This window comes from Roseitalea sp. MMSF_3546 (genome assembly GCF_030732865.1).
In the GTDB taxonomy this organism is placed as follows: Bacteria; Pseudomonadota; Alphaproteobacteria; order Rhizobiales; family Rhizobiaceae; genus Roseitalea.
Genome location: NZ_JASHKB010000008.1, coordinates 1 through 20245 on the forward strand (window position 1 = coordinate 1; position 20245 = coordinate 20245).

At 66.4% G+C, this 20245-nt stretch carries 21 protein-coding genes and 1 tRNA gene; 11 read left to right on the forward strand and 11 right to left on the reverse strand.

Annotated features, from left to right (window positions below; all coding sequences use genetic code 11):
- Window positions 1-28: 28 nt before the first annotated feature.
- From RBB34_RS08210 to RBB34_RS08220, 3 genes are all read right to left on the reverse strand, one after another.
- On the reverse strand, window positions 29-199 hold the full coding sequence (locus RBB34_RS08210) for a hypothetical protein (RefSeq protein WP_306118722.1): 171 nt from the start codon (window positions 197-199) through the stop codon (window positions 29-31).
- A 219-nt stretch (window positions 200-418) separates the two neighbouring features.
- A tRNA-Val gene (locus RBB34_RS08215) sits at window positions 419-493 on the reverse strand.
- 97 nt (window positions 494-590) lie between these two features.
- Window positions 591-953: a response regulator gene (locus RBB34_RS08220; RefSeq protein WP_306118723.1), complete on the reverse strand. Its 363-nt coding sequence runs from the start codon at window positions 951-953 to the stop codon at window positions 591-593.
- Between the two features lie 190 nt (window positions 954-1143).
- On the opposite strand from RBB34_RS08220, the gene RBB34_RS08225 reads away from it, so the two are divergent.
- Complete coding sequence (locus RBB34_RS08225; protein WP_306118724.1) at window positions 1144-2034, forward strand: N-formylglutamate amidohydrolase; 891 nt, start codon at window positions 1144-1146, stop codon at window positions 2032-2034.
- 174 nt (window positions 2035-2208) lie between these two features.
- A complete protein-coding gene (gene hisN / locus RBB34_RS08230; RefSeq protein WP_306118725.1) occupies window positions 2209-2994 on the forward strand; it encodes a histidinol-phosphatase in 786 nt (261 codons plus the stop codon).
- Between the two features lie 29 nt (window positions 2995-3023).
- Here the strand turns inward: hisN and RBB34_RS08235 are convergent, their stop codons facing one another.
- Together RBB34_RS08235 and RBB34_RS08240 are read right to left on the reverse strand one after the other, a co-directional pair.
- Window positions 3024-3971: an alpha/beta hydrolase gene (locus RBB34_RS08235; RefSeq protein WP_306118726.1), complete on the reverse strand. Its 948-nt coding sequence runs from the start codon at window positions 3969-3971 to the stop codon at window positions 3024-3026.
- A 148-nt stretch (window positions 3972-4119) separates the two neighbouring features.
- Window positions 4120-4512, reverse strand: coding sequence for a hypothetical protein (locus RBB34_RS08240; protein ID WP_306118727.1), 393 nt, complete (start codon window positions 4510-4512; stop codon window positions 4120-4122).
- A gap of 311 nt (window positions 4513-4823) precedes the next feature.
- Here RBB34_RS08240 and RBB34_RS08245 point away from each other — a divergent pair, with 311 nt between their 5' ends.
- Window positions 4824-5297, forward strand: a complete 474-nt coding sequence (locus RBB34_RS08245; RefSeq protein WP_306118728.1) for an Hsp20 family protein — start codon at window positions 4824-4826, stop codon at window positions 5295-5297.
- A gap of 129 nt (window positions 5298-5426) precedes the next feature.
- Here RBB34_RS08245 and RBB34_RS08250 read toward each other — a convergent pair whose 3' ends face one another.
- From RBB34_RS08250 to RBB34_RS08265, 4 genes are read right to left on the reverse strand one after another with little or no spacing between them, the layout of a single operon-like run.
- Complete coding sequence (locus RBB34_RS08250; protein ID WP_306118878.1) at window positions 5427-5933, reverse strand: DoxX family protein; 507 nt, start codon at window positions 5931-5933, stop codon at window positions 5427-5429.
- Between the two features lie 2 nt (window positions 5934-5935).
- A complete protein-coding gene (locus RBB34_RS08255) occupies window positions 5936-6769 on the reverse strand; it encodes a DNA-binding domain-containing protein (RefSeq protein WP_306118729.1) in 834 nt (277 codons plus the stop codon).
- Entirely contained in the window at window positions 6753-7718 is a 966-nt protein-coding gene (locus tag RBB34_RS08260; protein WP_306118730.1) for a DUF692 domain-containing protein, read from the reverse strand. Before RBB34_RS08260 ends, RBB34_RS08255 begins: the two co-directional genes overlap by 17 nt.
- 35 nt (window positions 7719-7753) lie before the next feature.
- Window positions 7754-8062: a DUF2282 domain-containing protein gene (locus RBB34_RS08265; RefSeq protein WP_306118731.1), complete on the reverse strand. Its 309-nt coding sequence runs from the start codon at window positions 8060-8062 to the stop codon at window positions 7754-7756.
- Between the two features lie 339 nt (window positions 8063-8401).
- On the opposite strand from RBB34_RS08265, the gene RBB34_RS08270 reads away from it, so the two are divergent.
- The 8 genes from RBB34_RS08270 to RBB34_RS08305 all read left to right on the forward strand — a co-directional run bounded on the left by RBB34_RS08270 (window position 8402) and on the right by RBB34_RS08305 (window position 16490).
- Complete coding sequence (locus tag RBB34_RS08270; protein ID WP_306118732.1) at window positions 8402-8584, forward strand: hypothetical protein; 183 nt, start codon at window positions 8402-8404, stop codon at window positions 8582-8584.
- The gene (gene gltB / locus RBB34_RS08275) at window positions 8581-13320 is read left to right on the forward strand and encodes a glutamate synthase large subunit (protein WP_306118733.1); all 4740 of its coding nucleotides are present in this window, start codon (window positions 8581-8583) and stop codon (window positions 13318-13320) included. The genes RBB34_RS08270 and gltB overlap by 4 nt, the downstream gene beginning before the upstream one ends.
- Window positions 13321-13324: 4 nt before the next feature.
- The gene (locus RBB34_RS08280) at window positions 13325-13648 is read left to right on the forward strand and encodes a heavy metal-binding domain-containing protein (protein WP_306118734.1); all 324 of its coding nucleotides are present in this window, start codon (window positions 13325-13327) and stop codon (window positions 13646-13648) included.
- Window positions 13649-13745: 97 nt separating this feature from the next.
- A complete protein-coding gene (locus RBB34_RS08285) occupies window positions 13746-13967 on the forward strand; it encodes a DUF433 domain-containing protein (protein WP_306118735.1) in 222 nt (73 codons plus the stop codon).
- Window positions 13968-13971: 4 nt separating this feature from the next.
- Window positions 13972-14337, forward strand: a complete 366-nt coding sequence (locus RBB34_RS08290) for a DUF5615 family PIN-like protein (protein ID WP_306118736.1) — start codon at window positions 13972-13974, stop codon at window positions 14335-14337.
- A gap of 13 nt (window positions 14338-14350) precedes the next feature.
- A complete protein-coding gene (locus RBB34_RS08295) occupies window positions 14351-15811 on the forward strand; it encodes a glutamate synthase subunit beta (protein WP_306118737.1) in 1461 nt (486 codons plus the stop codon).
- A 99-nt stretch (window positions 15812-15910) separates the two neighbouring features.
- Window positions 15911-16105: a hypothetical protein gene (locus RBB34_RS08300; protein ID WP_306118738.1), complete on the forward strand. Its 195-nt coding sequence runs from the start codon at window positions 15911-15913 to the stop codon at window positions 16103-16105.
- 118 nt (window positions 16106-16223) lie between these two features.
- Window positions 16224-16490 carry a DUF2312 domain-containing protein gene (locus RBB34_RS08305; protein WP_306118739.1) on the forward strand — a complete coding sequence of 89 codons (267 nt, stop codon included), beginning with the start codon at window positions 16224-16226 and terminating at the stop codon, window positions 16488-16490.
- Window positions 16491-16523: 33 nt separating this feature from the next.
- Here the strand turns inward: RBB34_RS08305 and RBB34_RS08310 are convergent, their stop codons facing one another.
- Together RBB34_RS08310 and RBB34_RS08315 are read right to left on the reverse strand one after the other, a co-directional pair.
- On the reverse strand, window positions 16524-18350 hold the full coding sequence (locus RBB34_RS08310) for a DUF882 domain-containing protein (RefSeq protein ID WP_306118740.1): 1827 nt from the start codon (window positions 18348-18350) through the stop codon (window positions 16524-16526).
- Window positions 18351-18649: 299 nt separating this feature from the next.
- Window positions 18650-20161, reverse strand: a complete 1512-nt coding sequence (locus RBB34_RS08315; protein ID WP_306118741.1) for a sigma-54 dependent transcriptional regulator — start codon at window positions 20159-20161, stop codon at window positions 18650-18652.
- Between the last annotated feature and the right edge of the window lie 84 nt (window positions 20162-20245).

Genomic DNA, 20245 nt, shown 5'->3' on the forward strand with positions numbered 1-20245 from the left:
TTCGCCGTTGTTTTCGGCGAAAGGTTCGTCAGCCAATGACGGAAACAGGCCTCAGGCACAAAATATCCAACAGTCCCTCGCCCGACTTCTTCTTCGGCGTGATCTCGTCCCGGTAGCGTTCGACGATTTCTCTCAGGGTGAGGGTTTCGAGTGCCTGCCTGTCACCGACCAGTTCGCCCTTGTCGGCCTCGACCTCCATCTGTCTTGCCCATTGCTGAGCGTCCCTTCGCTGGTTGAACGTTCGGGATATGGGGGCGTGCCCACGGCGGCGAACCTGGACCTGATACTTGCCGCGATGCTTACGTATGGAAGCCATGACGGACCCTTCTGTGTGACCAGAGTGTGACCACAGCTGAAGTGTCAGTCTTCCCGGATTGAAGCGGGCTACCCTAAGCTCTTGTTTTTGCCGAGCCTGGGATGGTGGGCGATGCTGGGATTGAACCAGCGACCCCTTCGATGTCAACGAAGTGCTCTCCCGCTGAGCTAATCGCCCATCCGAAGCCGGCCATACACCATGAACCGCCATGGCGGTCAAGTGCCATGTGACTGGCCGGCCGGCCCGTGCGCAGGCCGCGCCGGGCGGCTCCGGTTCAGGCGGCCTGGATCAGCTTTTCGACCTCGTTGACCAGATCGCGCAGATGGAAGGGCTTGGACAGAACCTTGGCGTCGCGCGGGGCCTGCGAATCGGGATTGAGCGCGACGGCGGCGAAACCGGTGATGAACATCACCTTCAGATCGGGGTCGAGTTCGGTGGCGCGCCGTGCCAGTTCGATGCCGTCCATCTCGGGCATGACGATGTCGGTCAGAAGCAGGGTGAAGGGCTCCTGGCGCAGCCGCTCATAGGCGCTGGCGCCATTGTCGAAATCGGTCACCTCGTAGCCGGCCTTCTCCAGCGCCTTGACCAGGAAGCGGCGCATGTCGTCATCGTCCTCGGCCAGCAAAATCCTCTGCATCGTCCCGCTGCCTTCCCCTTGTTGGACCGCTACCCGGTCAGACCTTACAGATCATGGTAAAAATGCGGTATACACATTCGGTGGTCAATCCGCGCCCGCATGTGCGGCCTTGACCACTGGACAGGATCACCACCGCCTGTCAACACTGGCAACACGACGTTGCGCAACGCAGGACAGCCCGCTTCGAAACATGCTGATCGCGCCCGACTTTTCGTCACACCCCGCCTTCGAGGTGCGATTGCCGGAGCGGCAAAGGGCGCCTTTCGTCTTCAATTCGCCCCATAGCGGGCGCTACTATCCGCGGCGCTTTTTGGCCATGACGCGGCTCGACACGCTGGCGGTGCGGCGCTCGGAGGACTTCTTCGTCGACGAGCTGTTCGACGGCGCGACCGCGCTCGGGGCGCCCTTCCTAGCGGCGCATTTCCCGCGCGCCTATCTGGACGTCAACCGCGAGCCATACGAACTGGACCCGCGCATGTTCTGCGACCGGCTGCCGGCATTCGCCAACCGCCAGTCGATCCGGGTCGCCGGCGGGCTGGGCACGGTGCCGCGGGTGGTCTCGGAGGGCCAGCACATCTACGCACGGCGCATTGCGTTCGAAGAGGCGCGGCAGCGCATCGAGACCATCTACAAGCCCTATCACTCGACGCTGCGCGGTCTCCTGGCATCCACCCATCGGCGCTTCGGCCATGCGGTGCTGGTCGACTGCCACTCCATGCCCGCCTCGATCCGCATCGGTGCCGAAGGGCTCAGGCCCGATTTCGTGGTCGGCGACCGGTTCGGCACCAGCGCCAGCGGCGACATCTCCGAGGCGGCCGTCACCGCCCTGCGCGCCATGGGCTATCTGGTTGCCACCAACAAGCCCTATGCCGGCGGCTTCATCACCGAGCATTACGGCCGGCCGGGCAAGGGCCTGCACGCCATCCAGATCGAGGTCAATCGCGGGCTCTACGTCAACGAACACACGCTGCAGAAAAAGCCCGGCTTCGCCGCCCTGCGCGAGGACATGCATCGGTTCATGACCGCGCTCATGGGCTTGCCCGACAGCTGCTTTGCGGATTATTCCATCGCCGCCGAATGATCCCAAAAAAAGACCGCATCCGTGGGAATGCGGTCCAATCTGGGGAGGAAACGCCCAAGGAGGGCGCGGCAGGCAAGGCCTGCCATTGCACCAATGTCATGTTGCAGCGCACAATTGTCAAGGTCGTGCGGCCTTTTCTTTTGCGATTGCGAACAATTCCCGAGGGGAGCCTTCATGCCATCGCTGCCTGACCGTGCCTTCGTGCGCCGGCTCGCCGCCGCCGCGGCGGCCGAAACCCTGCCACGCTTTCGTGCGTCCGGCGCGGTCACCAACAAGACCTCGGCCGGCTTCGACCCGGTCACCGAGGCCGACCGCGCCGCCGAGCGCGTGCTGCGTGCGCTGATCGCCGAAGCCTTTCCCGACCACGGCATCATCGGCGAGGAGTTCGCGCCGGTGGGCGCCGATCGCAGCCATGTCTGGGTGATCGACCCGATCGACGGCACGCGCGCCTTTATCTCGGGGCTGCCATTGTGGGGCACGCTGGTCGGGCTGACGGTCGACGGCGTGGCCCGGTGCGGCTTCATGCATCAGCCCTTCACCGATGAACTCTTCCTGGCCGATGAGGCGGGCGCGGTGCTCATCCATGGCGGCCGGCCCGAAGTCGGGCTGAAGACGCGGCGCACGCAGGCGCTGGCCGAGGCGAGCCTTTTCACCACCACGCCGGCGCTCTATCAGGGCGAAAGGCGCGACAGGCTCGATGCGCTCGAAGCGGCCGTGCGCATGCCGCGCTATGGCTGCGACTGCTATGCCTTCGCCATGCTGGCGGCCGGCCACGCCGACATCGTCATCGAACCCGATCTGAACCCGCACGACATCGTCGCGCTGGTGCCGGTGATCGAACGGGCTGGCGGCGTGGTGACGACGTGGACCGGCGAGCGGCCCGAAAAGGGCGGCGATGTGGTGGCGGCTGCGACGCCGGAACTGCATGAAGCGGCGCGCGCCGTGCTGGCCGGAGGCTGATACTCGACAGCGCCCATACCGGATCCGCCCTAACCGTCGGAGCCGGGCAGGAAGGCCTCGACGGCGGCGAGGAACTGCTCGCGGAAGACGTCGGCTTCCTGCATCAGTTCGTGGCGCGCCCCGGTGATGGTGATCAGCGTGCCGGCGCGGATCGATCGTGCGTAATGCTCGATCGCGCCGATGGAGACGACGCGGTCGGCCCCGGCGACGACCATCAGCGTCGGGATGTGCACCCGCGCCATGTGTTCATGGCTGTGCACGTGCCCGATGGCCCTGATCGCCGCGCGCAGCCAGCCAACGGTCGCCGCGCCAAGGCCCAGGCCCTTTTCGGGATCGAGGATCGCCTGGTTGCGGGCAAAGCGTACCGGATCGGTGGTCAGCCGGTTGGTTGCCAGTTCGAGCGCGGCGAAGCCCCTGGGGCCCGGCCCGGCATAGACCATGCCGAGGCCGAAAAAGCACAGGCCGCGCGTCAGCACCGAGAGCAGGCCGGGCGCCGGCCAGTCCGGCGAAAGGCCGAGCAGCGGCGCCGACAGCACCATGCGGTCGATGCGGTTGTTCATCACCGGTGCGGCCGCAAGCGCCACCAGCGCACCCATGGAATGGGCGACGATGAAATAGGGCGAGCGCGATTCGGCGAGGAACGCCTCGGTGAACACCTGGTCGAGATCGGCGACATACTGGCCGAAATCGTCGACATGGCCGCGCTTGTGGTCGGCGAAGAAGCGGGTCGACCGGCCCTGTCCGCGCCAGTCGAACGTGCAAACGTCAAAGCCCAGATCCATCAGGTCCGCGACGGTTTCCAGATATTTCTCGATGCATTCGTTGCGGCCGTGCAGGAGCACGATGGAGCCCTTGTTGGGCCGCACCGGCGACCGGAAGATGGCATAGCGCAGGTCGAAGCCGTCCGTGCTGGTCACATAGCCCTGCTTGCGGGGCTGGGGACCGTCATTGTCGGCAAAGGCGATGAGCGTGCTCATGGGAAGGATGCGCGGCCGGGCTCGAACCGGCGCACTGATAGGTTGTCCCTGACGACAGGTCAAAGGAAAACCGGAGGCGCTTGCGGCGCCTCCGGCTTCCGGTCCGGGCAGGAAGGGACGTTGCAGCCCGGCCGGTCTTCGTCCGGTTTCAGTGGAGGCCGAACGAAAAGCTGAGGCCGCCGCGGTGATAAGGCCGATAGCGGTGGAACGGGCGCACCAGCCGGCGATGCACGATCCTGGCGGTGCGCGGATCGATGGTCAGGGCGACAACGCCGCGACGCCCGACGGCGCGCGCCCGCCAGTAGCCCCTGTGAAAGTATACCCTGTGCACCTTGCGATAGCCGCGCTTGTAAAGGCTGCGCACGATGACGTGCCGCGGCAGGACATGGCGCCGATAGGTGACGTCGACGACGCCGGCCGGCTGCGTCTGGGTGATGGTGATCGGACCGGCGGGCGGCCCGATCGGACCGGCGTTGCCTGCCCCGGCAGCGCCGAGCGTCACGGCCGCAAGCAGCGTCGCTGCGATGGCTGTGTTCCTCATTGGTGATTGCTCCTGGGTGATTGCTCCTGTGGTGGACCATGACGGGGTTGTCGTTTTTGGTTGCTTGTGTCTCCCGGATTGCTTGCCGGTGACACTAGCGACGCCCGCATGAACCCCTGCGTAAGGTGCTATTCATCCAGCGTTCAGGTTCGAAGATCGGGGGGCGCCAACCGGTCCCTTGAACCGGATTTTCGCGCTCACCATATGGCGGTGGCAGGCGCCATAAGGGCCTGTTGACCGACAGCGTCTCACGCCGGCAACCGGGTGAACGCGGTCATTGATGTCAGTTGTTGCTCAATGGAGGACAAACCATGCGACACGTCGATTTTTCCCCCCTTTACCGCTCGACGGTCGGTTTCGACCGGCTCTTCACCATGCTGGATACGCTCGCCCAGCCCGAAAACGGCCAGACCTATCCGCCCTACAATATCGAGCGCACCGGCGAGAACGCCTATCGCATCACCATGGCGGTGGCGGGCTTTGCCGAAGACGATCTGAGCATCGAGGCCAAGCCGAACGTGCTCAAGGTCGCCGGCGCCAAGGCCGATGACGAGGCTGGCGACGAAAACCGCGAAGTGCTGCATCGCGGCATCGCCTCGCGGGCATTCGAGCGGCGCTTCCAGCTTGCCGACTATGTCGAGGTCAAGGGCGCCGAGCTGGCGAACGGCCTGCTCCACATCGATCTGGTGCGCGAAATTCCCGAAGCGATGAAGCCGCGCAAGATCGATATCGTGAAGGGCTCGGGCAACAAGGTCTCGCAGATCGAAGCCAAGGCCGCGAACTGATCGCTCCGCCGGCCCTCGCGGGCCGGCCATCACGATCCATGATCACGCCAGGGCGGAAGGCCGCCCGACGACGATCAGGACGACCGCCGGCGCCCTCCCTCGCCGGCGGTCATTTTTTTGCGGTCGCGGTCACTTCAGGCCCGGCACGAAGCGGTCGGCAGCGATCCGGCCCGGGCCCAAGGCCATGATCGCCAGGGCCATGGCCGCCCAGGTCAGATGGATGGCCCAGCCCGACGGCACGGTCAGCTGGATGATCGCGGTCATGACCAGAAGGCCGAGCGCGGCAAAGCGGGTGAACAGGCCGATCACGAGCAGGATCGGCAGCACGATCTCGCCGATGCCGGCGGCGAATGCCATCACGTCGGGAAACGGATAGCCGATCTGCGCGCCGGCGATGTGCAGCTTGAACTCGCTGGCGAACAGAAAGCTCGCCGAACTCGAAAGCTGCAGAAACCCGTCCCACTTCAGGATGCCCGACTTGTAAAACGGCACGGCCAGCGCCACGCGCAGGGCGAGCGCCGTCAGATCGGGCTGGGCGACGGCCCGGACGATGCCGGAGGCCCGTTCGAGCAGGCCCGCCGGACCGGGTCGCGGCGGGGAAACGGCGGCGGTCTCGTGGTCGAACATCGAACTCATGGTCATCGGTCCTCCGGGCTGGTGGCGGGTGGATGGGCGGTTGTGCCGGCCGGCGCGCGGATGGCGACGGCCGCGCCGGCGGCGAGCACGCTGGCGAGCGCATGGCCGAGATCGAAGGCGGTCTCGGCGGCGAGCGCCTCGGCGGCGGCCTGGCCAAGCGTGTCGCCGGCCGCCAATCGGGCAAGGAAGACCGGCTCGCCCGGCGCCAGACGGGTGACGGCGACGTCGGCCTGCGGCCGGGTGACCATGACCGGCTCGGCGAGGCTCGCATCGATGCGCTCGAGCGGCATGAAGCCGCGGTTCATCATGAACAGCCGGAAAAGCGAAAAGCGCGAGGCAACGAGGGCAAAGGCCGGATGCATCTCAAAGCCGATCTCGCCGACCCGGTCCTGCGGTATCGAGGCGAGCTCGTCCGGTGCGATCGGTTCGCGGTCGGCGGCGTGATAGGCGGTCAGCCAGGCGCGTTCGAGGCGGGCAACGTCGGGCAGGTAGGCCAGTTCGCGCGCCGGCGCAAAGCCCTCGATGAAATCGGCGAAGCCTTCGCCATAGCGGAACAGCAGCGGCGAGGAGGGCGGATGGGCGCGCACATAGTCGCGCGCCATGGCGCGGAAGAAGCGCTCGCCGACGAGCTCTTGCACCGCCGGATAGATGTCGGCGAGTGCGTCGATCAGGCTCACCGTGACATTGTTGCGATAGACATTGTAGCACTTTTCGGCCGCCTTGCCGTGCGCACCGGTGACGCTCTGCGGTTTGGCGCGGGCCGGATCGAGCAGGCCGGCACCGAAGCCGGCCGCATCGAGCGGATAGGCGAAAGCGCGATCAGACGGCAAGGGCATGGCGGTGGCCCTGGCGATGCGGCTGCGATGCCGCGGACAGGATGCGGTTGGCGGCCTCGGCCTGGGCCCGCAGCACCGGCCATTCGGGCAGATCGGAATCCCATTCGACCAGCGTCGGGATCGGGCCCGTGGCCGCGATCACCGCGTCATAGAGGGCCCAGACCGGATCGGCGACGGGCCGGTCGTGGCTATCGATCAGCAGCGGGTCGCCTTCGTCGTCGGTCTGCTCGCTATGGCCGGCAAGGTGGATCTCGCCGACATGGTCGAGCGGGAAGTCGTCCAGGTACTGCCGGGCCGAATAGCCGTGATTGGTCGCCGAAACGAAGACGTTGTTGACGTCGAGCAGCAACCCGCAGCCGGTCCGCGCGACGATGGCGCGCAGAAAGTCGGTCTCGCTCATGGTGGCGTTGTCGAACAGCACATAGGTCGCCGGGTTCTCGAGCAGTATGGGACGGCCGATCGCTGTCTGCATGCGGTCGATGTGCTCGCACACGCGGTCGAGCGTCTGCGGCGTGTAGGGCAGTGGCAGCAGGTCGTTGAAGAAGACGTCGTCATGGGTCGACCAGGCCAGGTGCTCGGAGACGAGGCCGGGCTGGTAGCGTTCGACGAGGGCGGCAAAGCGGGCGAGGTGATCCTCGTTCAGCGGGCCGGGGCCGCCGATCGACATGCAGACGCCGTGCAGGGACAGCGGGAAGTCCCGGCGCACGCGCTCGAGCGTGCGGTGCGGATGACCGCCATCGCCCATGTAGTTCTCGGCGTGCACCTCAAGAAAGCCGACGGTTCCGGGGTCGTCGAGGATGGCGGCCAGATGATCGTGCTTGAAGCTCACGCCCGCCGCCGCGGCAATGGCGGCGGGGGCGCGCGCTGGCGCTGCAGACCGGGTTTTACCGATCGCCGACGCGGTCGCCGCGGCCGGCGCGACATGACGGGCGAGGGGGCTGTCTGTCATGGCTCGGTCTCCGGTCTGCAACGGGGTTCGGGCGATCAGCTCGGCAGGTCGCGCTCGAGCGGCTCCAGCGAGCCCATGCGGTCGCCGGGCAGCTCCATGCTCTCGCAGGTGCCTTCGGCGACGAGCGTCCAGGCATTGCCCTGGTAGTCGACGGTCGAGGTGCCCTGGCAGGTGGTGCCGGGGCCGGCGGCGCAATCGTTCTTCCCGGCCAGCGAAACGCCGTAGCACTTCTCCTGGGCGGCATGCGCGTCGGTAACGCCCGCAAGGTTCAGGCCGCCGATTGCAGCGGCGACGGCGCCGGCGACGACGGCGCCCGAAAGTGCGGTCTTGGTGGCTTTCGACATTTGGTAGTCTCCCTTTGGAATTGTCTTGTCCGGCACCGCGCCGGACGGGCGGACATTCCCAGACGCGTCGGTCAAGGGGAAATCAACGACGTGTCATCGTGCGTCGAGTCCTCGTGAGCGGATCGTGAACGGCGCTTGAGCCGGCGGCGGGGGGTTGAAATCGTGGCGGCGCCGCACATTTGCCGCCGTGCGAAAGCCGGCCGGTGGCCGGCGCCTCGCCCGACCAATCGGCTAACTGCGCGCATGACCTTGTAGATCGTGGTGAAATCTGCCATAAATTAGGGCAGCAATGTTGTCCTATTGCGGGGCGAGCGCGGCTCCCGCCATGATCGAGCGCGCGTGAAGCCGCCCAAGGGCGAGGCGAAGTTCCAGATTGGCGATGGCTTGGATCGCGCTACCGGAGTTGATCCGGTGACGGAACAAGCCGACGCCGGTTTTGCGGCGCGCGCCTTTCGTGCGACGTTGCCTGATGACACTGTGCGCGCCGGTCGCCCGGGGCGCGAGCCGGAGGAAAGCCGATGACGAAACATGCGCCATCCAGCGAATTTTCCGCGACCGCAGCCAGGGACGCCGGAAAACGAGCGAAGGCTGCCGCTTCGGGCGTCGCAGCCCCCCGACATGCCGGTGCGCCGACCGCGCGCGGGCTCTACGATCCGGCCAACGAGCACGATGCGTGCGGGGTCGGCTTCATCGCGCAGATGAAGGGCATCGCCTCGCACCAGATCGTCGCCGACGGGCTGAGAATGCTCGAAAACCTGACCCATCGGGGCGCCGTGGGCGCCGATCCGCTGATGGGCGACGGGGCGGGCATGCTGGTGCAGATCCCGCACGGTTTCTTCCGTGCGGTGATCGCCGAACAGGACGTGACGCTGCCGCCGGCGGGAGATTACGCTGTCGCGCATGTGTTCCTGCCGCGCGATGCGGCGCTGCGCGAGACCTGCACACGGATCATCCACGAGGCCGCCGAGGCCGAAGGCGTATCGGTGATCGCCACCCGCGACGTGCCGGTCGACAATTCGTCGCTGTCCAAGGCGCCCGATATCGCCGCCAGCGAGCCGGTTCATGTGCAGGTCTTCTTCGGCCGGCCCGACGGGCTCGACGATGACGGCTATGAGCGGCGCCTGTTCATCATGCGCAAGGTGATCTCCAACCGCGTCTATGGCGAGACCGACGGCCGCGACAACGGCTTTTACATCGTCTCGCTGTCCTCGCGCACGATCGTCTACAAGGGCATGTTCCTGGCCTATCAGCTCGGCGCCTATTACGACGACCTGACCGATCCGCGCTTCGAAAGCGCGGTGGCGCTGGTCCATCAGCGCTTTTCGACCAACACCTTCCCCTCCTGGAAGCTGTCGCACCCTTATCGGATGGTCGCGCACAATGGCGAGATCAACACGCTGCGCGGCAACGTCAACTGGATGGCGGCGCGGCAGGCCTCGGTCGCCTCGCCCCTTTTCGGCGAGGAGATCGAAAAGCTCTGGCCGATCTCCTATGAGGGCCAGTCCGATACCGCGTGCTTCGACAACGCGCTCGAGTTCCTCGTGCAGGGCGGCTATTCGCTCGCCCATGCCGTCATGATGCTGATCCCGGAGGCCTGGGCCGGCAACCGGCTGATGAACGACGAGCGCATGGCGTTCTATGAATACCATGCCGCGCTGATGGAGCCCTGGGACGGGCCGGCAGCGGTCGCCTTCACCGATGGTCGGCAGATCGGCGCGACGCTCGACCGCAACGGCCTCAGGCCGGCGCGCTACATCGTCACCGACGACGACCGGGTGATCATGGCGTCCGAAGCCGGCGTGATCACCGTGCCCGAGGAGAACGTCGTCACCAAGTGGCGACTGCAGCCCGGCCGCATGCTGCTGATCGACATGGACAAGGGCCGCATCGTCTCCGACGAGGAGATCAAGCATGAAATGGCGTCCATGCACCCGTATCGGCAGTGGGTGAAGAACACGCAGATCATCCTGGAAGACCTCGAACCGGTGCCGGTGCGGCCGATGCGCGACGATGTCTCGCTGCTCGACCGGCAGCAGGCCTTCGGCTACACGCAGGAAGACACGCGCATGCTGATGGCGCCGATGGCGACCACTGGCCAGGAGGCGATCGGCTCGATGGGCACGGACACGCCGATCTCGGCGCTGTCGGACAAGTCCAAGCTGCTCTACACCTATTTCAAGCAGAACTTCGCGCAGGTCACCAATCCGCCGATCGACCCGATCCGCGAGGAACTGGTGATGAGCCTGGTCTCGTTCATCGGACCGCGGCCGAACATCTTCGATCTGGAAGGCAACGCCGCCCGCAAGCGGCTCGAGGTGCGCCAGCCGATCCTGTCGAATGTGGATCTGGAAAAGATCCGCTCGATCGGCCACTCCGAGGACCTGTTCGACACCAAGACGCTGGATACCACCTACCCGGTCGAGCAGGCTGCCCAGGGCATGAAGGGCGCGCTCGAACGGCTGTGCGAGCGGGCCGAGAAGGTGGTCCATATGGGCTACAACATCATCATCCTGTCGGACCGCCGGGTCGGGCCGGACCGCGTGGCGATCCCGGCGCTGCTGGCGACGGCGGCGGTGCACCATCACCTCATCCGCAAGGGTCTGCGGACCTCGGTCGGCCTGGTGGTCGAATCGGGCGAGCCGCGCGAGGTGCACCATTTCTGCTGTCTGGCCGGTTACGGCGCCGAGGCGATCAACCCCTATCTGGCCTTCGACGTGCTCGCCGACATGCATGCGCGCGGCGAGTTCCCGCCCGAGGTCGACCAGTACGAGGTGGTCGAGCGCTACATCAAGTCGATCGGCAAGGGCATCCTGAAGGTGATGTCCAAGATGGGCATCTCGACCTACCAGTCCTATTGCGGCGCGCAGATCTTCGATGCGGTCGGGCTGTCGAGCGCGTTCGTCAACGAGTTCTTCTTCGGCACGGCGACGACGATCGAGGGCGTTGGCCTGACGGAGATCGCCGACGAGACGGTCAGGCGGCACGAGGCGGCTTTCTCGGACGATCCGGTGCTGCGCACCGCGCTCGAGGTGGGCGGCGAATACATGTACCGCATTCGCGGCGAGGAGCATGTGTGGACGCCCGAGGCGGTGGCCTCGCTGCAGCATGCCGTTCGCAAGCGGGCGCCGGACGAATACCGCCAGTTCGCGCAGGACGTGAATGCGGAAAACCACAGGACCAAGACGATTCGCGGCCTGTTCCGCATCAGGACGGCCGAGGATCTGGGCCGCGCGCCGGTGCCGCTCGAAGAGGTCGAGCCGGCCGCCGACATCGTCAGGCGCTTTTCGACGGGCGCGATGAGCTTCGGCTCGATCAGCCGGGAGGCGCACACGACGCTGGCGCGCGCCATGAACGCGATCGGCGGCAAGTCCAACACCGGCGAGGGTGGCGAGGAGCCCGACCGCTTCCTGCCGCTGCCCGATGGAACGGCCAATCCCGAGCGCTCGGCGATCAAGCAGGTGGCCTCGGGCCGGTTCGGCGTGACGACCGAATATCTGGTCAATTCCGACATGATCCAGATCAAGGTCGCGCAGGGCGCAAAGCCCGGCGAGGGCGGGCAGTTGCCCGGCCACAAGGTCGATGCGACGATCGCCAAGACGCGCCATTCGACGCCGGGCGTCGGGCTGATCTCGCCGCCGCCGCACCATGACATCTATTCGATCGAGGATCTGGCGCAGCTGATTTTCGATCTGAAGAACGTCAATCCGGCCGCCGATGTCTCGGTCAAGCTCGTCTCGGAGGTCGGCGTCGGCACCGTGGCCGCCGGCGTTGCCAAGGCGCGCGCCGATCACATCACCATTGCCGGCTATGACGGCGGCACCGGCGCCTCGCCGCTGACCTCGCTCAAGCATGCCGGCAGCCCGTGGGAGATGGGGCTTGCCGAGACCCAGCAGACGCTGGTGCTCAACGGTCTGCGCAGCCGCGTCGCCCTGCAGGTCGATGGCGGTCTGCGCACCGGGCGCGACGTGGTGATCGGCGCGCTGCTGGGAGCGGACGAGTTCGGCTTTTCGACCGCGCCGCTGATCGCGGCGGGCTGCCTGATGATGCGCAAGTGCCATCTGAACACCTGCCCGGTGGGGATCGCCACGCAGGACCCGGTGCTGCGCAAGCGCTTCAAGGGCACGCCCGAGCATGTGATCGACTACTTCTTCTATGTCGCCGAGGAGGTGCGCGAACTGCTCGCCCGGATCGGCGTGCGCAGCCTCGACGATATCATCGGCGAGAGCGACCTGCTCGAGCAGAAGCCGTTGATCGACCACTGGAAGGCCAGGGGGCTCGACTTTTCGGGCGTGTTCCACAAGCCCCAGGCACCGAAGTCGGAGATGTACCACACGCAGCTTCAGAAGCACCCGATCGACGAGGTCGTCGACCGGGCCTTGATCGAAAGCGCGCAGCCGGCACTCACCCGCCAGCAGCCGGTCAGGATCGACATGCCGATCCGGAACACCGACCGGACGACCGGGGCGATGCTGTCGGGCGCGGTCGCCAAGAGCTTCGGCCACAAGGGCCTGCGCGACGACACGATCGCGGTGACCTTCACCGGCACGGCCGGCCAGTCCTTCGGCGCGTTTCTGGCGAGCGGGGTGACGTTCGACCTGATCGGCGATGCCAATGACTATGTCGGCAAGGGGCTGTGCGGCGGCCGCATCGTGGTGCGCCCGTCCGACGATGCGCGCATCGTGCCCGAGGAGTCGATCATCGTCGGCAACACCGTGCTCTACGGGGCGATCCAGGGCGAGGCCTATTTCCGCGGCGTCGCCGGCGAGCGCTTTGCGGTGCGCAATTCGGGCGCGATCGCGGTCGCCGAGGGCGTGGGCGATCATGGCTGCGAATACATGACCGGCGGCGTGGTCGTCGTGATCGGCCGCACCGGCCGCAACTTCGCCGCCGGCATGAGCGGGGGCGTTGCCTATGTGCTCGACGAGGACGGCACGTTCGAGAGCCGCTGCAACATGGCCATGGTCGAACTGGAGCCGGTGCCCGAGGAGGACGACATCCTCGAAAAGCTGCACCATCATGGCGGCGATCTGATGCACAAGGGGCGCGTCGACGTCTCCGGCGACATGACGCGGCACGACGAGGAGCGCCTGTTCAAGCTGATCAGCAATCACAAGCTCTATACCGGCTCGACGCGGGCGGCCGAGATCCTCGAGGACTGGGAGAAGTACCGGCCGAAATTCCGCAAGGTGATGCCGGTGGAGTACCGCCGGGCGCTGGAGGAAATGGAGCGCATGCGCCTTGGCATGGCGGCGGAGTGAGGCGATGATCATGACCACCACCAACACCGTGCAGGGGCACGACATCACCGGCTACAAGGGCGTCGTCACCGGCGAGGCGATCCTGGGCGCCAATGTGTTCCGCGACTTCCTCGCCGGCATCCGCGATATCGTCGGCGGCCGGTCGGGCGCCTACGAGAAGGCGCTGCGCGAGGCGCGCGAGATTGCCTTCGGCGAACTTCAGGCCGAGGCGCAGCGGCTGGGCGGCAATGCGGTGATCGGCGTGGATATCGACTACGAGAACATCACCGCCGGCTCGGGCACAATGCTGATGGTGTCGGTGTCGGGAACGGCGGTGGTGCTGGAGTGAGGTCATGCCGCGCCTGGCATGGGACTTGATCGTGCTCTTGGTGTAAACAAGCGATCTTGGGTCGGTGCCGACCAGGCGGAAACGAAACGGAGCGGTCATGTCGAAAAAGATTGTTTCGGACCCTGAGGTGATGATGGGAAAACCGACATTCGAAGGCACGCGGATCACCGTTGAACATGTGCTGCGCATGCTCGGCCTGGGCTATACGCCGGAGAGAGTTGTCGAGGAGCTGCGCAACATATCGATCGACGACGTCCACCGCGCTCAGTCCTTTGCGGCCGACTATCTGGCAGACATGCGTGTGATCGCCGCCGAGTGACCGCATGCGGTTCATCTGCGACGAGTGCGTTTCCACCTCCCTGGTCAGTGCGCTGCAACAGGCCAGCTGCGACGTCGTCGACATTGGCGTCGAAGACACCGGTGCCAGCGACCGCGACATACTGAGGCGGTCGCTGCGCGAGGGGCGCGTGATCGTCACGCACGATTACGATTTCGGAGACTTGATCTTTCGCGATGGCGAACCGGCATTCGGTGTTGTCATCATCGCCATGGCCAAGCCGGAGAGGCTGGTGCTAGAGATGCGCCAGAGGGTGCACCAGCTCGTGACCTCATACGATATGCTGGTCAATCACATGACCATCATGGCGGACAGGGGACTGCGGCAGCGGCCGATAACGAAGGTAATTTGAGACTGGAACGACAATGGGCAAGGTAACCGGATTTCTCGAGATCGACCGGCAGGTGGCCAAGTACGAGCCGGCCTCCGACCGCATTCGCCATTTTCGCGAGTTCACCATTCCACTCGCCGATGCCGAAGTGGCCAAGCAGGCCGCGCGCTGCATGGATTGCGGCATTCCCTATTGCCACGGCCCGCAGGGCTGCCCGATCCACAACCAGATCCCCGACTGGAACGATCTGGTCTACAACAATGACTGGGAAGAGGCGATCCGCAACCTGCATTCGACCAACAACTTCCCCGAGTTCACCGGCCGCATCTGCCCGGCGCCGTGCGAGGAAGCGTGCACGCTCAACCTCGAGGACGTGCCGGTCGCCATCAAGACGATCGAACAGGCGATCGCCGACAAGGCCTACGAGATGGGCTATGTGCGGCCCTATCCGCCCACCCGCAAGACCGGCAAGCGGGTCGCCGTCATCGGCTCGGGCCCGGCCGGCATGTCGGCGGCGCAGCAGCTCGGCCGTGCCGGGCACGATGTTCACGTTTACGAGCGCGAGGCCAAGATCGGCGGGCTGATGCGCTACGGCATTCCCGACTTCAAGATGGAAAAGCACTTCATCGACCGGCGCATCGAGCAGATGCAAGGCGAGGGCGTGACGTTCCACACCGGCGTGCATGTCGGCGTGGACAAGACGATCGAGCAGTTGCAGGCCGAGTTCGACGCCATCGTTTATTGCGGCGGCTCGGAGCGGCCGCGCGACCCGGCAATTCCGGGCAGCGATCTGGACGGCGTGCATCCGGCGATGAACTATCTGGTCCAGCAGAACAAGCGCGTGGGCCGCGAGAACTCCATCGCCTCGGTCGCCTGGAACTCCGATCCGATCACCGCGGCGGCCAAGCATGTGGTCGTCGTCGGCGGCGGCGACACGGCATCGGACTGCATCGGCACAGCGTTCCGGCAGGGCGCGGTCAAGGTGACCCAGCTCGACATCCGGCCCGAGCCGCCCGAAAAGGAAGACAAGCTGACCGTGTGGCCCTATTGGGCGACCAAGATGCGCACCTCGTCCTCGCAGGCCGAGGGCGCCCAGCGCGAGTTCCAGATCGCCACGCTCGAATTCATCGGCGAGGACGGGGTTCTCACCCATGTCAAATGCTGCGAGGTGAACGAAAGGCGCGAGCCGATCTCGGGCACCGAATTCTTCATCCGCGCCGATCTGGCCTTCATCGCGATCGGCTTTGCCGGACCTTACGAGCATACCGGCGTTGTCCATGAACTCGGCGAAAGGCTCGCCATGGACACCGACCGGCGCGGCAATCGCTCGGTGCGGGCCGATGACCGCGACTACAGCACCTCGGTCGACGGGCTGTTCGTCGCCGGTGACGCGCGGCGCGGCCAGTCGCTGGTCGTCTGGGCCATCCGCGAGGGCCGCCAGGCGGCGCGTTCGGTCGACGAGTTTTTGATGGGCTCGACAGTGCTGCCGCGCTGAGCGGCGACCGGCATTCGGCGCAGTTGTTGCGCTAGATCAAGGAGCGGCGATGGCTGCGCATGGAGATTGCGCGCAGCTGAAATGACCTTGGAGGGGACGATGTTCGCGCTCAGAATGGCCACCTATCTTCTGGTGGCGCCAACGCTGGCCGGCATCTTCGTCATAGCGCTGCTGACCGCCAATGTGGTCTCTGGCACCTATATCGCGATCGCCGCGGCCGCCGGTGCGGTGATCGGGCTTCCCGTCGCCTGGGTTCTTGCCGGCCATCTGAACCGGCTCATTCAACAACGCTGACATCGGCCCTCGCGCCGCCGCGCAAGCTTTCTGTGAACTGCGTATGGCCCGGTTGACCGCGTCGTGTTGATGCGGCAATCGGGCGCGACCGTTTTTGCCCATTGGGAGCGATCCGAACATGTCCGACGACGTCCAGGGTGTGGCGCGCGAACAGTTGCGCGCCATTGTCGAGCGCATCGAGCGGCTGGAAGAGGAAAAGAAGTCCATCGCCGACGACATCAAGGACGTCTATGCCGAGGCCAAGGCCAATGGCTTCGACACGAAGGCGCTGCGCAAGATCGTCGCCATCCGGAAGCAGGACCAGAACGAGCGGCTCGAGCAGGAGGCGGTGCTGGACACCTACATGGCCGCGCTGGGCATGCTCGACAGCCCCCAGGAGGCTTGAGCGCGACACGCCGCAAGCGCGTGCCGTGAAGCCTCAGTTCGCCGAGGGGATGTCGAGCGTCAAGATGCCGCCATCGCCGCCGGTGGCTTCGGCAACCAGGCGGGCGACGGGCATGAGATTGGGCGTTTCGCCCGAAAAGCGGCTCGGATCGGGCATCGGCAGTTTCGAAAAGCCGCTGTTGTAGATCGTGTCGGGCAGGGCGCGCGTGGCGTTCTTGGCAAATTGCGGAGCGACCATCTGCCGGCCGTACTGGGTCAGCGCGGAGCTCGATGTCGCCCATTCGCCGAACCTGGCCGGATCGATCTGGTCGGCGGGAACCAGTTCCAGCCGCGCGGCATTGCGGGCGTCCTCGGCCGACGGGCGCGCGGACTTCTGCGTCGTGTTCACGCCGGTGTCGAGCGCGGCGGTGACCACGTCCGGCTGCGGACGCGGCCGCGGGCTGGGAACGGTGACGCGGCCGGCCTTGCCGTCGGTTCCGGGCGCGACGCTGCGCTCGACCGGCGCGGGAATCGAGGCCGGACCCGATGCCTGCGGAGACAGCGCGGCGAGGGCGGGGCCTGCCTGGCTCGCAATGTCCGTGCGTGGCGCGCGCGAGGGCACGGGCACGGCGTAGGCCAGTTCGGTCGTCGGCTCGGCATCGTCCGAGGCGGTTCCGCCAAGGGCCGCCAGAATGGCGGCGGCATCGTCCTGCGACATGGGCGCTGCGGCGTCGGTGTTCGCCTCGGTGCGGCCGGCGACGGTCTGTTCGAGCTCGACCGCCGTGCTGCGCTGCTCAGGCGCTTCGGCAGCGGCGAGCAGAACCGCCGGGCGCGCCTGCGGTACGGGCGGGGCGACTTCGGCCAACGGGCTTTCCTGGGTATCGGGCGCTGCCGCGGCGACAGCCATCGGCGCGGGCTCGGGCTCGGGCTCGGGATCGGGCGGGGCGCCGCGCGGTGCGCTGAGCGGCAAGGGAATGGCCGAGGCCGGAAGGGCGGCGAGAAGCGTGCGCGGTGTCTGGCGGGTCGGCGCCGGGGCGGGCGCCGAGCGCAACCGTGCGGTTGCTGCGGGCGTGTCGTCATCGCGGTCGCGGCCGAAGATGTTGGCGAGCAGGCCGCCGCCACCGCCGCCGCCGCGCCTGTTGAAGCTGGCGGGCTCGCCGGCCTTCTTGCGGGCGTTATAGGCGGCAAGCGCCTGCTGATAGCCGGGCAGCGGCTTGCCGTCGGGCGGCAGGTGCAGCGTCTTGCCGTCGGGAAACAGGCGCGTGAGATCGCTCCGGCTCATGCGCGGCCAGGCGCGCACCCGTGCAGTGTCCAGATGCACGAAAGGCGTGGCCGACTTGGGATAATAGCCGACACCGCCGCCCTGCAGCTTGAAGCCCAGTTCGCGCAGCTTCCTGGTCGGCACGCCGGGAATGAAGAAATCCATGGCCCGGCCGTACATGTGCTGGCTCTTCTTGGCCTGGCCGCCGCGCGTGCGCCGCAGCATGGAATTGGTGGCCGGCGAACGATAGGCGGAGACGACGTGGATGTAATCGCGCGCGCCCGACGCCTGATAGACCTCCCAGACCAGATCGAAGAGTTCGGGGTCCATCTTGGTCGGCTCGTTGCTGCGCCAGTCGCGCAGGAAACGGTTGAGCTCGTTGAGCCCGCTCTGGACGTATCTGCCGTTGCGCTTGAAGGTGATTTCCTGGCGCTCGCGGGTGTGGGTGTAATAGAGCTTGAGCGTGCGCGTTTCGGCCTGCGCCCCGGTCGCGCCGATCACGGCGCCGGGCCCCAGCAACGCCGCAAGCACGACCATGGTCGCCGCAAGGCATCGTGGCCAGCAGAGGCCGGTGTGTGCCCTATCGTTCTGGGTGAAGCGCAAAGCGCACCAATCCGTCATGTCCCTCCGCCCTTGGGCTCGGATCGCCAGGCAATCGTGCCGCAATCTCCCACGGACGTTCCCACACCATGGTTAACCGCCTGTTAGCGCTCAATGCCGTTGCGTAAGGTCGGAATCAACTCAACTTTGACGCAACGTACAGACCGCGCATGGACCTCGGCTACCCCTCGGCCGCTGATGATGTCAAAATGCGGTGATTGCGTGGCAAGATTGCCACTTGGACGCCGAGTAAGGCCGTCATGGTTAGCAAATCGCTAAAACGCCAATCACGCTCGTCTTGCGCTGTATACGAGACGTGATCACTCGCCCTTGCGCGGATCGGCGATATCGTGCTCGCGCAGCTTGCGGTAGAGCGTCGAACGGCCGATGCCAAGGCGCCGGGCGATCTCGCTCATCTGCCCGCCATAGTGAACCATGGCATGACCAATCGCTTCGGCCTCGATCTCGGTCAGGGCGCGGACATGTCCGGTGGCGTCGAGCAGGCTGACGATATGGCGCGGCGTCCGGTCGGCCGTCGCGGGCCGCAAGGCCGAGGCGGCGGGCCCGGGAGCGGGCGAAGGCGTGCCCGCCACCGGCACGGGCGGCGGCGAGGCCGGGACGGCACGCAGCTGCGGGCGCTGACCGGCGAGCTGGGCTGCGATATGGTCGAAATCGTCGACCGTCAGCACGCCGGTCTCGTTGAGCACCAGGGCCCGGAAGATCTCGTTTTCGAGCTGGCGGATGTTGCCCGGCCAGTCATAGGCCTGCAGCAGGGCGATGGCGGCCGGTTCGATCGTGGGCGGCGCCTTGGCCGCCTTGCCGTCGCGGCGATCGTCGATAAAGCGGTTGATCAGCGCCGGTATGTCGCCGGGACGGCTGCGCAGGCTCGGTGTGAGGATCGGAAAGACGTTGAGCCGGTAGAACAGATCCTCGCGGAAGCTGCCATCGCGGACCGCGGCGATCAGGTCGCGGTTGGTTGCCGAGACAAGCCGCACATCGACCTGTTGCGGCGTGCGGCCGCCGACCGGTTCGATCTGTCCGTCCTGGATGGCGCGCAGCAGCTTGACCTGGGCGGCCTGCGGGAGTTCGCCGATCTCGTCGAGAAACAGCGTGCCGCCATCGGCCTCGCTGAACTTGCCGACATGCCTTTCGGTGGCGCCGGTAAAGGCTCCCTTCTCGTGGCCGAACAAGATGCTCTCGACCAGATTGTCCGGGATGGCGCCGCAATTGACGATAACCAGCGGCTTGCCCGCTCGCGCGCCCCGGGATGCGATGGCGCGGGCGACGAGCTCCTTGCCCGTGCCCGATTCGCCCTGGATCAGCACCGGGATGTCGCTGGTGGCGGCCTTGGCGATCAGCCGCTTGACGCGGGCCATCTCGTCGCTGTCGCCAACAAGGCGCACATCGTGCCGGCCGGGCCTTGCGGCCGGTCTGCGGGCCAGGGTCGCCGAGGCGCTGCCCGCCACCTTCAGGGCGTCCTGAACCGACCGGGTCAACTTGCCCGGCGCGACCGGCTTGACCAGGAAGTCGAAGGCGCCGGCACGCATGGCGGCGATGGCGACATCCATGCCGCCCCTGGCCGTCTGCACGATGACCGGGATCTGCGAGCCGCGCTCGCGCAGCGTCTGCAGAACGGCCAGCCCGTCCGTGCCCGGCATGACCAGATCGAGGACCATGGCGGAATACGCCTCGTCGCTGCCATTGGTGACCAGGTCGATCGCCGCATCGCCACTGTCGCAGCTCGTTGCCGCCATGCCGCCCTTTTCGAGCGCGGCCAGCGCCAGCCGGCGCTGGACCGGATCGTCGTCGACAATGAGAATGGTCGAGGTCATGGCTTGCACTGCGGTTTGGGCGGCCTAAACTCGGTGGTTCGGCGCGTGCCGATTTTCGACGTCTTTGCGCCAACATGACACAGG